Annotated in this window: 15 protein-coding genes; 8 read left to right on the forward strand and 7 right to left on the reverse strand. The window is 73.4% G+C overall.

What is annotated here, in order from left to right:
- Positions 1 to 10: 10 nt before the first annotated feature.
- The gene (locus ACIRQF_RS32810) at positions 11 to 931 is read right to left on the reverse strand and encodes an ACP S-malonyltransferase (protein ID WP_404097891.1); all 921 of its coding nucleotides are present in this window, start codon (positions 929 to 931) and stop codon (positions 11 to 13) included.
- Positions 932 to 1,020: 89 nt separating this feature from the next.
- Positions 1,021 to 2,202, reverse strand: coding sequence for a fatty acid biosynthesis transcriptional regulator FasR (gene fasR, locus ACIRQF_RS32815; protein ID WP_376630083.1), 1,182 nt, complete (start codon positions 2,200 to 2,202; stop codon positions 1,021 to 1,023).
- Positions 2,203 to 2,295: 93 nt separating this feature from the next.
- Here fasR and ACIRQF_RS32820 point away from each other — a divergent pair, with 93 nt between their 5' ends.
- Positions 2,296 to 2,964 (forward strand): pirin family protein, encoded by a 669-nt coding sequence (locus ACIRQF_RS32820; RefSeq protein WP_382480059.1) that lies wholly within the window; start codon positions 2,296 to 2,298, stop codon positions 2,962 to 2,964.
- Between the two features lie 13 nt (positions 2,965 to 2,977).
- Here ACIRQF_RS32820 and ACIRQF_RS32825 read toward each other — a convergent pair whose 3' ends face one another.
- The 4 genes from ACIRQF_RS32825 to ACIRQF_RS32840 form a co-directional block, all read right to left on the reverse strand.
- Positions 2,978 to 3,172, reverse strand: a complete 195-nt coding sequence (locus ACIRQF_RS32825) for a DUF397 domain-containing protein (RefSeq protein WP_376630082.1) — start codon at positions 3,170 to 3,172, stop codon at positions 2,978 to 2,980.
- Entirely contained in the window at positions 3,156 to 3,980 is an 825-nt protein-coding gene (locus ACIRQF_RS32830; protein ID WP_403526859.1) for a Scr1 family TA system antitoxin-like transcriptional regulator, read from the reverse strand. Before ACIRQF_RS32830 ends, ACIRQF_RS32825 begins: the two co-directional genes overlap by 17 nt.
- Before the next feature lie 133 nt (positions 3,981 to 4,113).
- Positions 4,114 to 4,635, reverse strand: a complete 522-nt coding sequence (locus ACIRQF_RS32835; protein ID WP_382480033.1) for a DinB family protein — start codon at positions 4,633 to 4,635, stop codon at positions 4,114 to 4,116.
- Positions 4,636 to 4,692: 57 nt separating this feature from the next.
- A complete protein-coding gene (locus ACIRQF_RS32840; RefSeq protein WP_404097896.1) occupies positions 4,693 to 5,862 on the reverse strand; it encodes an Ig-like domain-containing protein in 1,170 nt (389 codons plus the stop codon).
- Positions 5,863 to 6,082: 220 nt separating this feature from the next.
- Here ACIRQF_RS32840 and ACIRQF_RS32845 point away from each other — a divergent pair, with 220 nt between their 5' ends.
- From ACIRQF_RS32845 to ACIRQF_RS32865, 5 genes are all read left to right on the forward strand, one after another.
- A complete protein-coding gene (locus ACIRQF_RS32845) occupies positions 6,083 to 7,267 on the forward strand; it encodes a lipid II:glycine glycyltransferase FemX (RefSeq protein WP_404097898.1) in 1,185 nt (394 codons plus the stop codon).
- Complete coding sequence (gene murJ, locus ACIRQF_RS32850) at positions 7,264 to 8,916, forward strand: murein biosynthesis integral membrane protein MurJ (protein WP_404097901.1); 1,653 nt, start codon at positions 7,264 to 7,266, stop codon at positions 8,914 to 8,916. Before ACIRQF_RS32845 ends, murJ begins: the two co-directional genes overlap by 4 nt.
- Positions 8,917 to 8,982: 66 nt before the next feature.
- Positions 8,983 to 9,666 carry a response regulator gene (locus tag ACIRQF_RS32855; RefSeq protein WP_382480039.1) on the forward strand — a complete coding sequence of 228 codons (684 nt, stop codon included), beginning with the start codon at positions 8,983 to 8,985 and terminating at the stop codon, positions 9,664 to 9,666.
- Positions 9,667 to 9,674: 8 nt separating this feature from the next.
- The gene (locus tag ACIRQF_RS32860) at positions 9,675 to 11,147 is read left to right on the forward strand and encodes an ATP-binding protein (protein WP_376630069.1); all 1,473 of its coding nucleotides are present in this window, start codon (positions 9,675 to 9,677) and stop codon (positions 11,145 to 11,147) included.
- Entirely contained in the window at positions 11,144 to 11,752 is a 609-nt protein-coding gene (locus ACIRQF_RS32865; protein WP_382480041.1) for a hypothetical protein, read from the forward strand. Before ACIRQF_RS32860 ends, ACIRQF_RS32865 begins: the two co-directional genes overlap by 4 nt.
- Before the next feature lie 26 nt (positions 11,753 to 11,778).
- Here the strand turns inward: ACIRQF_RS32865 and ACIRQF_RS32870 are convergent, their stop codons facing one another.
- A complete protein-coding gene (locus ACIRQF_RS32870) occupies positions 11,779 to 12,594 on the reverse strand; it encodes a serine hydrolase domain-containing protein (protein ID WP_404097906.1) in 816 nt (271 codons plus the stop codon).
- Between the two features lie 52 nt (positions 12,595 to 12,646).
- Between ACIRQF_RS32870 and ACIRQF_RS32875 the strand changes: the two genes are divergently transcribed.
- On the forward strand, positions 12,647 to 13,057 hold the full coding sequence (locus tag ACIRQF_RS32875; protein WP_376630063.1) for a MerR family transcriptional regulator: 411 nt from the start codon (positions 12,647 to 12,649) through the stop codon (positions 13,055 to 13,057).
- Complete coding sequence (locus ACIRQF_RS32880; protein WP_376630061.1) at positions 13,054 to 14,082, forward strand: aldo/keto reductase; 1,029 nt, start codon at positions 13,054 to 13,056, stop codon at positions 14,080 to 14,082. The genes ACIRQF_RS32875 and ACIRQF_RS32880 overlap by 4 nt, the downstream gene beginning before the upstream one ends.
- Positions 14,083 to 14,670 lie beyond the last annotated feature (588 nt).

The raw sequence follows: 14,670 nt of genomic DNA on the forward strand, positions 1-14,670 counted from the left end.
ACACTCCTTGTCAGGCCGTGGCGGTCGTCTCGGCGACGAGCGTGCGGGCCGCGTCGAGGTCGTCGGGGGTCTTCAGGGCCACGGTGCGCACACCGGGCAGCGCGCGCTTGGCCAGGCCGGTCAGGGTGCCGCCGGGGCACACCTCGATCAGACCGGTCGCGCCGAGGCCCTGGAAGGTCTCCATGCACAGGTCCCAGCGGACCGGGTTGGCGACCTGGCCGACGAGGCGGGAGATGACCTCCGCGCCGGTCGTCACGACCTGGCCGTCCTTGTTGGAGACGTACGCGGTGGCCGGGTCGGCCGGGTCCAGCTTCTCCGCCGCCTCCGCCAGCTTGTCGACCGCCGGGGCCATGTGGTGCGTGTGGAACGCGCCCGCGACCTTCAGGGCGACGACGCGCCGGACACCCTCGGGCTTGTCCGCCTCCAGGGCGGCCAGCTGCTCCGCGGTGCCGGCGGCCACGATCTGGCCGGCGCCGTTCACGTTGGCCGGGGTGAGACCCAGCTTCTCCAGGTGCGGGACGACCACCTCGGGCTCGCCGCCGAGCAGCGCGGACATACCGGTCTGCGTGATCGCGGCGGCCTCGGCCATCGCCAGACCGCGGGTGCGCACGAGACGCAGCGCGTCGGTGGCGTCGAGGACGCCCGCGAACGCGGCGGCGGTGATCTCGCCGACGCTGTGGCCGGCGACGGCGCCGGGCGCGACGTCACCGAGGGCGGCCGCGGACAGCAGACCGGCCGCGACGAGCAGCGGCTGGGCCACGGCGGTGTCGCGGATCTGGTCCGCGTCCGCCTTCGTGCCGTAGTGGGCAAGGTCGAGCTCGATGGCGTCGGACCAGGCCGCGACGCGGTCGGCGGCGCCGGGGAGTTCGAGCCAGGGAGTCAGGAAGCCGGGCGTCTGGGCGCCTTGGCCGGGAGCGACGAGTACGAGCACCCTCACACTCTCTCTTGGGGACGGTCCCGGACGCCCGTGGGGACAAGGACGAAGAACCGCCGGGGGAATTGTTGGCGTTCGACAAAAGTCTAGGACTGCGTATCCGCGTCGGCCAAGCGCCCGAGGATCAGCGCGATCCGCAAGGTGAACGCAGATCGGACATCGGAGGGTGACCAGCCGGTGACGTCGGTCACACGTCGAAGCCGGTAGCGCACGGTGTTGGGGTGCACGAAGAGCATGCGGGCGGCACCCTCCAGGCTGCTCGCCTGCTCCAGATAGACGCTCAGCGTCTCCAGGAGGGCCGAGCCCGCTTCCTCCAGCGGTCTGTAGATCTCCTCCACCAGCTGCTCGCGGGCCGAAGGGTCGGAGGCGATGGCGCGCTCCGGAAGGAGATCGTCCGCGAGAACCGGGCGCGGGGCGTCCTGCCACGCCGAGCAGGCCTTGAGTCCGGCCGCCGCGGCCTGCGCGGACCGGGTCGCCGCCAGCAGGTCGGGCACCACGGGCCCGGCGACGACCGGACCGGCCGCGTACGGCCCGATCAGCGCCTTCGCGACGGCCAGCGGATTGTCGTTGCCACCCGCGATCACGACGAGCCGGTCACCCAGCACGCCGGTCAGCACCTGGAGCTTGGCGTGCCGGGCGGCCCGCCGGATCGCCTCGACGGTCAGCTCGCTGTCCCCGTCGGGCGCGGTGCCGAGCACGACGCACACGTTCTCGGGGGAGTTCCAGCCGAGGGCGGCGGCCCGGGACACGGCGCCCTCGTCGGCCTCGCCGGACAGCACCGCGTTGACGACGAGCGACTCCAGCCGGGCGTCCCAGGCGCCGCGGGCCTCGGCGGCCTGCGCGTACACCTGGGCGGTGGCGAAGGCGATCTCGCGCGCGTAGACGAGCAGCGCCTCGCGGAGCACCCTCTCGTCCCCCGGCGCGGCGACCTCGTCGATCGCCGCCTCCATGACCTCGATGGTCGTCCGCACCATCTCCACGGTCTGGCGCAGCGTGATCGCCCGGGTCAGCTCGCGGGGCGCCGTGCCGAAGACGTCCGTGGAGATCGCCTGCGGGGTCTCCGGATGCCGGAACCACTCCGTGAACGCGGCGATGCCCGCCTGGGCGACGAGACCGATCCACGACCGGTTCTCGGGCGGCATCGCCCGGTACCACGGCAGCGTCTCGTCCATGCGCGCGATGGCGTTGGCGGCGAGGCGTCCCGAGGACTGTTCGAGGCGCTTCAGGGTCGCGGCATGGCGGTGGGCGGCGTTCACGGGTTCAGACACGGGGACAAGACTGCCTTATCGGGACGGCGGCGTGCGGGGGCGGGGCGGTTTCGCCGCCGTCGCGGCGGCGCCCGCGGCTACCGTGATCCCGTGATACGCATCCAGCGCGGCGGCGAGCGCCACCCGGGCGGTGACCCCGAGGCGGGCATCGACACCCGGCACGCCTTCTCCTTCGGGCGCTTCTACGACCCCGACAACCTGCGCTTCGGCGCTCTGCTCGCCTGCAACGAGGAGCGCCTGGCCCCCGGCTCCGGCTTCGACGAGCACCCGCACAGCCATACCGAGATCGTCACGTGGGTCGTCGAGGGCGAACTCACCCACCGCGACTCGGCCGGTCACGCCACCGTCGTCCGCCCCGGTGATCTGCAGCACCTCAGCGCGGCGGCCGGCGTCCGTCACGTCGAACGCAACGACGGCCCGGACCCGCTGGTCTTCGTCCAGATGTGGCTCGCGCCCCTCACCCCCGGCGGTGAGCCCGCGTACGAGATCGTCCGCGGCATCGCCGACGCCACCCCGTACGCCCTCCCGGCGGCGGGCGCCCTGCTCCACCTCCGCCGCCTGGAACTCGGCGAACGGAGCGCGGTCCCGGACGCGGACCTGCTGTACGTCCACGTGGCCCGCGGCACGGTCCGCCTGGCCGGTGAGGAACTGGCGGCGGGCGACGCGGCCCGGGTGGAGGGGGAGAAGGACCTGGCCCTGCTGGCGACCGGGGACGCCGAGGTGCTGATGTGGGAGATGAGGGGCGCCGGGGCCGGCGCCTGAGGTGCGGACGCGGCTAGCGCAGTCCGTCCACGAAGGCCCGCCAGGCGCCCGCGGTGACGATCAGGACGGGACCCAGGGGCTGCTTGCTGTCGCGGACCGGGACGGCGCCGGCCCAGCCCTCGGCCACCTCGACGCAGTCGCCGCCGTTGGTGCCGCTGTAGGACGACTTCCGCCACCGCGCTCCGGTGAGGTCAGGACGGGTCTCCATGGCGTTCCTCCATCACGCGAGTGATCAGTGCCGCCGAGTCCTCGGGGGAGAGGGCCGTGGCTTGCAGCCGAGCGTAGCCGACGGAACGCTCCTTGATCACGGGCGGATTGGCGGTCATGTGCCCCTGGTCGTAGCTCTCGACGTAGAAGAGGTCGGGGTCGTCCTCGAACCTGAGGAGGTTGAACGACCCCATCATTCCGGTGTGCTCGCCGGCGGCGAACGGGAGCACCTGGATCTGCACCCACGGGTTGGCGCGAAAGGTCAGGAGATGCGCGAGCTGTTCGCGCATGACCTCGCGGTCGCCCACCTCCTGGAGCAGTGCGGCCTCGCTCATCACCACCCACAGGGCCGGCGGCTCGGACCGCTCCAGGATGCGCTGGCGTTCGAGGCGGGCCGCCACCATCTCGTCGGCCTTCTCCGGGTGATCGACGGCGAGCAGCGCCCGGGCGTACCGCCGCGTCTGCAACAGGCCGTACACCACCTGCGCCTGGAAGGTGGAGATGTACGTCGCGCGGCTCTCCATCGCCGCGTACGGCTGGAACCACGTCGGCAGCTGGCTGCGCAGCACCAGCCCGATGAGCCGGGAGAAGAGCCCGTCCGTGCCGAGTGCCGCGTCCACGCGTTCGGAGAACTCGCGGGTGGGAACCTTGCGCGTGGTCTCGATCTGGCCGACCAGGGAGCCCGTGCAGAAGATGATCTCGCCCAGCTGGTGCTGGGTGAGTCCGTGTGCCTCCCGCTGGCGGCGTAGCTCCCAGCCGTAGTAGTCCAACGGGGACGCGCTGGGGTCAAGTTGCTGGATGTTGACCACGCTGGACACCTCCGGCCTGCGCCGCCGCGTCCGCCGCGTGGCGTTCCGTTCGCTGTGCCACCGAGCGTAGGCGGGGTGGCGCGGGCCGGGGGAGCGAGCTGCCGAAACCACCCGTGAGGGTGGTCCGGTCGTCCTAGACGCCGGTGCTGCCGTCGAGGAGTTCGCGGACGATGTCCAGGTGGCCGTTGTGGCGGGAGGTCTCCTCGACGAGGTGGAGGAGGATCCAGCGGAGGTCCACGTGCAGGCCGTCACGGATGGGGCGCTCGGCCTTCGCGTCCAGGTCGTGTTCGGACACCAGGCGGCGGTGGCGGGCGTTCTGCTCCTCGTACTCGGCGAGCAGCCGGGGCAACGGGACGTCGACCGCCGTCCGCATCTCGGGGTCGGGGTCCTCGTCGGTCGCCTCCGCGAGCGGGCCTTCGAGTTCCCCGCCCAGGAACACCACGTCCAGCCACCAGTGCTCGACCCAGCGCAGATGGCTGATCACACCGCTCATCGTCATCAGCGGCGAGTTCGGGAGGGGGGCCTTGCGGGCGTCCTCCGCGGACACGCCCTCGCACTTGGCGCGTGCCGTGGCGCGGGCGTAGTCCAGGAAGGTGCTCAGCTGGGTGCGCTCGTCCCAGGAGGGCGGCGTATCGGTTCGTTCAGTCGTCGTCATCGCCCGGAAGTCTGCCCGCGTCCCGAGAGGGTGTCGAGCGGTTAAACGGCGGCGGCGTCAGCGCAGCGCGCTCTTCGTCTGCCAGTCCGCCCAGCTCAGGTTCCACGCGCCGTAGCCGTTGCCCGGTGCCACGACGCCCTTGGTGTCCTCACCCTTGATCTCGAAGGGGTCGCCGGGGCGGACCAGGGCGTAGAAGGCGGAGGCCTGTTCGGTGCTCATGCCGATGCAGCCGGAGCTGTGGTTGGCGCGACCGAAGTACGCGGCGTTCCAGGGGGCGGCGTGCGCGTACATGCCCGACCAGGTGAGGCGCATCGAGTAGTCGACGTCCCTGTTGTAGGCGTCGCCGAGGCCGACCGTCTCGGAGTTCATGTTGATCGTGCCCTCCTTCGCCATGAGGACGGCCGTGCCGCGCCAGGAGCGCTTGTCGCCGCCGGGGGTGCCGCCGGAGACCGGGATCGTGCGGACCGCCTGTCCGTCGCGCACGAGGGTGAGCTTCTTGCGGTCCAGGTCGACCTTCACGATCCGGGCCGTGGAGTCGACACTGAAGCCGGTGCGGTAGTCGCGGACGAACCAGCCGCCGCCCGAGTCCGTCCCGTTGAGCGTCGCCTCCAGGGTGACCTTGGTGCCCGGCTTCCAGTACTCCTTCGGGCGCCAGTCCACCCGGTCCCGGCCCGAGTAGTCGGTCAGCCAGCCCCAGGACCCCTCCGTGCCGTTGGAGGTCGTGACCTTCAACTGGCGTTCCACGTCCGCCTTGTTCCTCACCGGGCGGTCGAAGACGATCGACAGGGGCTGGGCGATGCCCACGGTGGTGTTCTTGCCGGGCGACAGGGTCACCTTGTTGACCCTGGCCGCCTCCGGAGTGGAGAACGACGACTTCGACGTCGCCTGCTTGCCGCCGGCCGACGTGGAGGTCACCTCCACCGTGTACGTCGTGCCGGGCGCGGCCTTGCGGTCCGAGACCCAGGAGACCCCGTCCGCGGCCGTACGGCCGGCCAGTGGCGTGCCGTCCGCGTCGACCACCTTCACCTGGGCCAGCTTGCCGCCGGCCGCGGTCACCGTGACCTGCTTGCCGGCGGCCGGGGGCTGCACGGTCACCTTCGCCGGGGTGTCGGCCCCGCCGGCGGCCTTCGGGCCGTCCGGCTGGCTTGCCGTCGCCGCCGAACAGGCGGTGAGCGCCACCGCCGTGAGGAGGAACAGGGGTATGCGTATGCGCGCAACGGGCAGCACGGGACGGACCTCCGCGGAAGCGTGAGTGGAGTGGAAGAAGGGGTATGACCTGGACTCTAGGTCGCGGCCGGACGCCCGCGCCGCCTCCCGGGCCCATGTGACGTGCCCTGCAGAGAAACGGTCATCGTCCGGTCACATTCCTCGCGCGGAGCGGTCAAGACCGGCTGTGAGCCTGCTGTGCGCCCCACCACCGACGGGGCGGAACAAGGAGGCTCCCGTTGTGTCAGCGCTGCTCGTGACGGCCGCACCCATGCCCGCAGTTGCTCCGGTGCCGTGGCTCGGACCCGTCACCCCGGAGGTCTACCGCGCGTTCCTCGCCGCCCGCTCCACCGGTGCCGACGGACCCAGCTTCCTCCAGCTCCCGGCCTGGGCCGAGGTGAAGGAGGGGTGGACCCACCGGCTCGTCGGCTGGGGCCGCCGGTCCGGTGAGCTCGACGGGGTCGCGCTCGTCCTGCTGCGCGCCTTCCCCGGCACCCGGAAGTACCTCGCCTACCTCCCCGAGGGGCCGGTCGCCGACTGGGCCGACCCGGACCTCGACGGCTGGCTCGATCCGCTCCTGCGCCATCTGCGCGGCCTCGGCGCCTTCGCCGTCCGCATCGGGCCCGGGCCGGCCTACCGGCGCTGGTCCGCCGCCACGCTCAAGGCGCACACCGGACCCGGCCGGCGCCTCTCCGACGTCCTGGCCAGCGAGGTCGACCCGCTCGGCTCCGCCGTCGCCGAGCGCCTGCGGGCGCGCGGCTGGCGCAAGTGCGGCGGGGACAGCGAGGACGGCGCCGACGCCCAGCCGCGGCACGTCTACCAGGTGTCGCTCACCGGCCGCAGCTCCGACGACCTGTGGAACGGCCTCAACCAGGAATGGCGGCGCAACATACGCAAGGCCCGGAAGTCGGGCGTCGAGGTCGTCGTCGGCTCGGCCGCCGACCTGCCCGAGTTCCACCGGCTGCTGCGGATCACGGAGGAGCGCGACGGCTTCCGGCTCGGGCGCTCGCTCGCGTACTACGAGCGCCAGTACGCCGTCCTCAACGCGGAGCACCCCGGCCGCATGAAGCTCTACCTCGCCCGCCACGAGGGCGAGGTGCTCGCCGCGCACACGATGATCACCGTCGGCCGGCGGGTCTGGTACCAGACCGGCGCCTCGGCGGACCACCGCCGCGAGGTCCGGCCCTCCAACGCCCTGCAGTGGCGCATGATGCTCGACGCCCACGCCGTCGGCGCCGACGTCTACGACCTGCGCGGGGTACCCTCCACCCTCGATCCGGACGACCGCGCCCACGGCCTGCTTCGATGGAAGCTCGGCACCGGCGGACAGGTCGTCGAGACCCTGGGGGAGTGGGAGATTCCGTTGCCCGGCACGACCAACCACACGCTGTACCGCGCCTTCCAGGCGTATCTGGCCCGTCGATGACGGCCACCGCCACCGCCACCGAGAACAGGGCGGCGGCGCCGTCCGTCCTGCGCAGCGGCGCCCTCATGGCCGCCGGTTCGCTCGTCTCGCGCGCCACCGGCTTCGTCCGCTCCGCGGTCGTCGCCGCGGCCATCGGCACCGGACTGGTCGCCGACGGCTACGCGGTGGGCAACTCGGTGCCCACCATCGTGTACATGCTGCTGCTCGGCGGGGCCCTCAACGCCGTCTTCGTGCCCGAACTGGTCAAGGCCGCCAAGGAGCACGAGGACGGCGGCGTCGCCTACACCGACCGCCTGCTCACCGTCTGCGTGCTCGCCCTCACGGCGCTCACCGCGGCCGCCGTGCTCGCGGCCCCCGCGATCGTCGACGGCTACACCGACTACACCGGCGCGCAGCGCGACATGACCATCGCCTTCGCCCGCTCCTGCCTGCCGCAGATCTTCTTCCTGGGCCTGTTCACGCTGCTCGGGCAGGTGCTCAACGCCCGCGGCCGGTTCGGCGCGATGATGTGGACGCCGGTCCTCAACAACATCGTCGCGATCGCCGTGTTCGGGCTCTTCCTGGCGGTGTCCGACGGCGGCCGGCTCACCCCCGGCGAGACCGCGCTCCTCGGCTGGGGCACGACCGCCGGCATCGCCGTCCAGGCCCTCGCCCTGCTGCCCTCGCTGCGGGCGGCCGGCTTCCGCTGGCGGCCCCGCTTCGACTGGCGCGGCAGCGGCCTCACCGCGCCCCTGCGGGCGGCCGGCTGGCTCGTGCTGCTCGTCCTCACCAACCAGGCCGCCTACTGGGTCACGACGAAGGTGGCGACGGCGGCCGGCCAGCTCGCCGAGGGCGCCGGGCTCAGCGCGTACAACAACGCCTACCAGTTGTGGATGGTCCCGCACGGCATCATCACCGTCGCCCTCGTCACCGCGCTCATGCCGCGGATGAGCGGCGCCGCGGCCGAAGGCGACCTCGCGGGCGTCCGCCGGGACCTCGGCTACGCCCAGCGCACCAGCGCAGCGGCCGTCGTCCCCGCCGCCTGCGCCCTGTTCGCGCTCGCGGTCCCGGTGATGGGCACCGTCTACCAGTACGGCCGCACCGACGCGGACGCCGTACGGTCGATGGCCTGGATCCTGATGGCGCTCGCGCCCGGACTCGTCGCCCTGTCCGGCCAGTACGTGTGCACGCGCGCCTTCTACGCGATGCGCGACACCCGCACCCCCTTCTTCCTCAACCTCGTCATCGCGGGCCTCAACGCCCTGCTCGCGGTCTGCTCGTTCGCCTTCCTGCCGTCCCGGTGGGCCGTGGCCGGCATGGCGGCGGGCTACTCGCTGGCGCTGTGGGCGGGCTGGGGTCTGACGGCGTACGTGCTCGGGCGGCGCCTCAGGAGGACCGCCGGGGCCGACGCGACGGCGACCGACGGCACCGACGGCGTCGTCGCCCCCCTGCTCCGGCTGCTCGTCGCCGCCGTGCCGGCCGCCGGGCTCGGGCTGCTCGCCACCGGCGCGACCGGCGCGGCCGGCTCCGTGGCCTCCGGCCTGGCCGGCGCGGTCGTGATCCTCGCCGTCTTCGGCCTGCTCGCCCGCCCCCTGCGGCTCACCGAGGTCCGGGCGCTGTTCGCAGGCGCCGCGGACAGGGCCCGCCGCCTCGTCCGCCGCGGCGGCTGACCCACCCCTTCCCCGCCGGGCCCCCTCCCCGGCGGGGAGCTCCTACGACCTTGGGATACTCCTCAGATGCCACGCGTGCTGCTGATCGAAGACGACCCCTCCGTCCGCGAAGGCGTCGAGCTCGGGCTCCGGCGCCGCGGGCACGAGGTGCGGACCGCCGCGACCGGGGAGGCGGGACTGGCCGCGCTCGGCGAGTTCCGCCCCGACCTGCTGCTGCTCGACCTGATGCTGCCCGGGATGAACGGCGTCCAGGTCTGCCGCCGCGTCCGCGAGACCAGCCAGCTGCCCATCATCATGCTCACCGCCCGCGGCGACGACTTCGACGTGGTCGTCGGCCTGGAGGCCGGCGCCGACGACTACATCGTCAAGCCCGCCCGCACGGAGGTCATCGAGGCCCGCATCCGCGCCGTGCTCCGCCGCATCGAGGAGCCGGGCGCCGGCCGTCCCGCCGTCGAGTTCCACGGGGAGCTGGCCATCGACCGGGCCGGGCTCACCGTCGCGAAGAACGGCGAGCGGGTCGCCCTCGCCCCCTCCGAGCTCAAGCTGCTGCTGCACCTCACGGCCGCGCCGGAGCAGGTCTTCAGCCGCCAGCAGCTCCTCGAACACGTCTGGGAGCACAGCTTCCACGGCGACGCCCGCCTCGTCGACGCCTGCGTCCGCCGGCTCCGCACCAAGATCGAGGACCCCGGCGAACCCCGCTACATACAGACCCTGCGCGGCTTCGGCTACCGCTTCGGTCCCCTCCAGTGAGGGCCCACGTGCCCGGCGTCGACCGGCCCCCGAGACGCCGCCGCCCCCGTGCCTTCGGGCTGCGCACGCGGCTCGTCCTCGCCTTCCTGCTCGTCGCCGCCGTGGGCTGCGGCACCACCGCCGCCCTCACCTACCGCGCCGCCCGCAACGCGATCCTGGAGCAGACCCAGGACACCGCCGTCACCGCCTTCCGGCAGCAGGTCGAGACCCTCAACACCACGATGCCGGTCAACCTCGACGTGCTGCGCGACGAGCTCCGGCGCATCGCCCGGCAGGGCAAGCCGCGGCCCTGGCGGGTCTACGCGGAGTACGGCACCGTGCGGGTGTCCTCCACCGACCGGCCCGAGTCGACCGTCCTCACCGAGGAGCTGCGGCGCCGCGCCCACGCGCCCGGCACCACCCACGGCAGCTTCCAGCGGGTGGTCAGGAACGGAACCCCGTACCTCACCATCGCCGTGCCCGCCGTCTTCAGCGGTCGCGGCGGGGGCTACCCGGCGGGCCGCCCCACCGGCCTCGTCGTCTACGCGGTGATGGACCTGGGCGAGGAGGAGGCCAACATCGAGGCCATGGTCGTCGCCGCCCGCGACGGCGCCCTGCCGGCCCTGCTCGTCGCCCTCGTTCCCGCCCTCATCGCCTCGCGGAGCGTGCTGCGGCCGGTCCGCGAGCTGCGGCACGCGGCCCACAGCATGGGCCAGGGCCGGCTCGACACCCGTATCCACGCCAAGGGCAGCGACGAACTCGCCGACCTCGCCCGTACGTTCAACGAGTCCGCCGCAGAGCTGGAACGTTCCGTCGCCGAGCTGCGGCGGGCCGAGGCGCGAGCCCGGCGCTTCGCCTCCGACGTCTCGCACGAACTGCGCACCCCGCTCGCCGGCATGCTCGCCGTCACCGAGGTGCTCGACGAGGACGCCGGCACCCTGGACTCCGACACCGCCCGCGCGGTCCGCCTGATCAGCGCCGAGACCGGCAAGCTGGCCGTCCTCGTCGAGGACCTGATGGAGATATCCCGCTTCGACGCGCGCGCCGCCGAACTCCACACCGACGAGGTCGACGCCGCCGAGACCGTCCGCAAGACCCTGATCCGGCGCCACTGGACCGACCCCGACCAGGTCGTCACCGAGCTCGCCGACGGCATCCGCGCCCGGCTCGACCCGCGCCGCTTCGACGTGGTCGTCGCCAACCTCGTCGGCAACGCCCTGCGGCACGGGCGCCCGCCCGTCACCGTCCGGGTGTACACCGCGGACGGGGCGGGCGAGGAGCTGGTCACGGAGGTCGCCGACCAGGGGCCCGGCATCCCCGACGACGTCCTGCCCCACGTCTTCGACCGCTTCTACAAGGGCGACCCGGCCCGCACCCGCTCCGCGGGCAGCGGTCTCGGCCTCGCCATCACGCTGGAGAACGTCCGGCTGCACGGTGGTAGCGTCGTCGCCGCCAACCGGCCCGACGGCGGCGCCGTCTTCACCGTCAGGATCCCGCTGTGACCCGGACCCGCACGCCGTGGCGGCGCCTGGCCGCCGTGCTGAGCCTGCTGCCGCTCGCCGCCTGCGGCATCCAGAAGAGCGACGTCGTAGAGGCCGGCGGCGCGGCCACGGTCGCCGTGTACCCGACCAACGGCGTGAAGATGGTGCTGTTCCTCGTCGGTCCCGACGGGCGGCTGATGCCGACCGTCCGCGACTTCGGTCTCTCCTACGGTCCCGACGGGGACACCGGTCTCGTCGACCGTGAGGGCCACCCGCAGAGGCTGCCGACCGAACGGGCGATCGTCGGCGGCTACCGCATCGCCACCGACAAGGTGCTCAGCACCCTCCTGGAGGGCCCTGACGAGAGGGAACGCGCCGCCGGACTCACCACCCGGCTCGCCCTGCACGGCGCCTTCACCCCGCACACCGAGACCCGGCCCGGCCCCGACGGGGGCGACACCGTGCTGAGCCTGCGGCTCGCGGTCCGCGTGCAGGACCTCGACCCGGTGGCCGTCCAGCAGCTGGTGTGCACGGCCGCCTACGCCGAGGAACTCGGCCAGGCCGCCCAGGTCGTCGTCTCCGGGATCGACGCGTCCCTGCCGGCCACCCGCTGCGAGGCGGACTGACCGGCCCCGGGACCGCCCCCGGCGCCTTACGCGCGGAGCTCCGCGAGCACCCCGTCCGTGAACGGCGGCCACGCCTCGATCGCCCACGGCCCGAAGGGCCGGTCGGTCAGCGCCACGCACGCGGCGCGCGCGTCGGGGTCGATCCACAGGAACGTTCCGGCCTGGCCGAAGTGCCCGAAGGTGCGCGGCGAGGACGTGGCACCGGTCCAGTGCGGCTCCTTGCCGTCGCGGAGCTCGAAACCGAGACCCCAGTCGTTCGGCCGCTGGTGCCCGTAGCCGGGCAGGATGCCGGTGACGCCCGGATACGTGACGGTCATCGCGTCCAGCACGGTCCGCGCGTCGAGCAGCCGCGGCGCCTGCACCTCGGCGGCGAAGCGCACCAGGTCCTCGACGGTCGACACGCCGTCCCTGGCGGGCGAGCCGTCGAGCGTCGTGCTCGTCATGCCGAGCGGCTCCAGCACGGCCTGGTGCAGGTACTCGGCGAAGGGGATGTCGGTGGCCTTGGCGACATGGTCGCCGAGCACCTCGAAACCGGTGTTGGAGTAGATCCGGCGGGTGCCGGGCGCGGCCATGACCCGGTTCTCGTCGAAGGCGAGCCCGGAGGTGTGGGCCAGCAGGTGCCGCACGGTCGCGCCCTCGGGGCCGGCCGGCTCGTCGAGGTCGATCGCCCCCTCCTCGTACGCGACGAGGACGGCGTACGCCGCGAGCGGCTTGGTGACGGAGGCCAGCGCGAAGCGCTGCCCGGTGGGGCCGTGGGCCCCGGCCAGGGTGCCGTCCGCACGGACGACGGCGGCGGCCGCGGTGGGGACGGGCCAGTTCTCGATCGACGCCAGGCTCTGCATGCAGCCGAGCCTACTTGCTTCGAGTGCACTCCAAGTCTCTAGCGTGGTGGTCATGAGCGTGATCGAGAGCACGACCGGGCCCGTCGTCAAGGACCGCTACACCATCAGCGAGGTGGCCGCCCTGACCGGGCTCAGCGCACACACCCTGCGCTGGTACGAGCGCATCGGCCTCATGCCGCACGTCGACCGCTCGCACACCGGCCAGCGGCGCTTCACCGAGCGCGACCTCGGCTGGCTGGCCTTCGTCGGCAAGCTGCGGCTCACCGGCATGGCGGTGGCCGACATGGTCCGCTACGCGGAGCTGGTCCGGGAGGGCGAGCACACCCACGACGCGCGCCGGGCCATCCTCGAATCCACCCGTACCGACGTCCTCGCCCGGATCGCCGAGCTGCAGGACGCGCTCTCCGTGCTCGACCGCAAGATCGACCACTACGCCACCGTCTGCGGAGGAACGACGTCATGAGCAACCCCGACGCCAGGATCGACACCGTACGCCTCGGCGGCCCGGACGGCCCCGAGACCGGCGTCCAGGGCTTCGGCGCCATGGGCATCAGCGAGTTCTACGGCGACACCGACGAGGCCGCCGCCCGCGACACCCTCGAAGCGGCCCTGGAGGCCGGCGTCACCCTGATCGACACCGCCGACTCCTACGCCTTCGGCGCCAACGAGGAGTTCCTCGCCCCGTTCGTCGCCGCGCACCGGGACGAGATCGTCCTCGCCACCAAGTTCGGCATCGAGCGGCGCGCCGACGACCCCGCCTTCCGCGGCGTCAACAACGACCCCGCCTACATCCGGGCCTCCGTCGAGGCCAGCCTGCGCCGCCTCGGCGTCGAGACGATCGACCTCTACTACATCCACCGCACCGACCCGGCCGTACCGTTCGCGGACTCCGTCGGCACCATGGCCGAGCTCGTGAAGGAGGGCAAGATCCGGCAGATCGGGCTGAGCGAGGTCACCGGCCCCGAGCTGCGCGAGGCCTACGCGGTGCACCCGGTCGCCGCCCTGCAGTCGGAGTGGTCGCTGTTCTCCCGCGACGTCGAGCACAGCGCGGTCGGCGCGGCGGCCGAACTCGGCGTGACCTTCGTGCCGTACTCGCCGCTCGGCCGCGGCTTCCTCACCGGCTCCTTCGCGGACGCCTCGAAGGAGTTCGGGACCGACGACTTCCGCCGCCGCCAGCCGCGCTTCACCGGCGAGAACGCCGAGCGCAACGGGGCCCTGCTCGCCCCGCTCCACGCCATCGCTGCCGAACGCGGCGCGACCTCGGCGCAGATCGCCCTGGCCTGGGTCCAGCAGCGCGCCGCCGTGCACGGCCTGACCGTCGTCCCCATCCCCGGCACCCGCAAGCGCTCCCGCCTCCTGGAGAACGCGGCGGCCACCCGGATCACCCTGACCGAGGCGGAGCTCGCCGCCCTGGAGCCGATCGCGGGCCAGGTCGCCGGAGACCGCTACCCCGACATGACCTTCACGTCGGCGGCCCGCGAGGGGTAGCCCCGGCCCCGCCCGTCCAACCGGCGGCCCGCGGGGGCCGCTCGGGCCGAGCGGGGGCCGCGGGGGCCGCGCGGGCCGCTCGGCGCGCGCCCGAGACCCGTGGGTCCGCGGGGTGCGGGGCCTGCGGGCGCCGCCCGAGACCCGTGGGTCCGCGGGGTGCGGGGCCTCCGCGGGGGTGGGGGTGTCCGGACTGCGAGCTTCCCTTCGCTTCGCTCGGGAAGGTCGCCGCCACGTCCGGACACCCCCACCCCCGCTCCGGCCCCGCACCCCTCCCGCCGCATGACATCAGCCGCCCGCTCGCCCCACCCCCGTGGGGGCCTCACTCGTCCCAGGCCGGGGGGCGCTCGCTCCGCTCCGTGTGGGCCATCGTCCCCCCGGACGGAGTCTGGGGGAGGGGGCGCACGGGACGTCAGCCCTTGCCGGGGACCAGGCTCCTTGCTCGTACGCCCGCCCTATGGGCGCTCGTGCCGGATCGAGCCCTACGGGCGCCGCCCGAGACCCGTGGGTCCGCGGGGTGCGGGGCCTCCGCGGGGGTGGGGGTGTCCGGACTGCGAGCTTCCCTTCGCTTCGCTCGGGAAGGTCGCCGCC

The organism is Streptomyces sp. NPDC101191 (genome assembly GCF_044767915.1).
Lineage (GTDB): Bacteria > Actinomycetota > Actinomycetes > Streptomycetales > Streptomycetaceae > Streptomyces.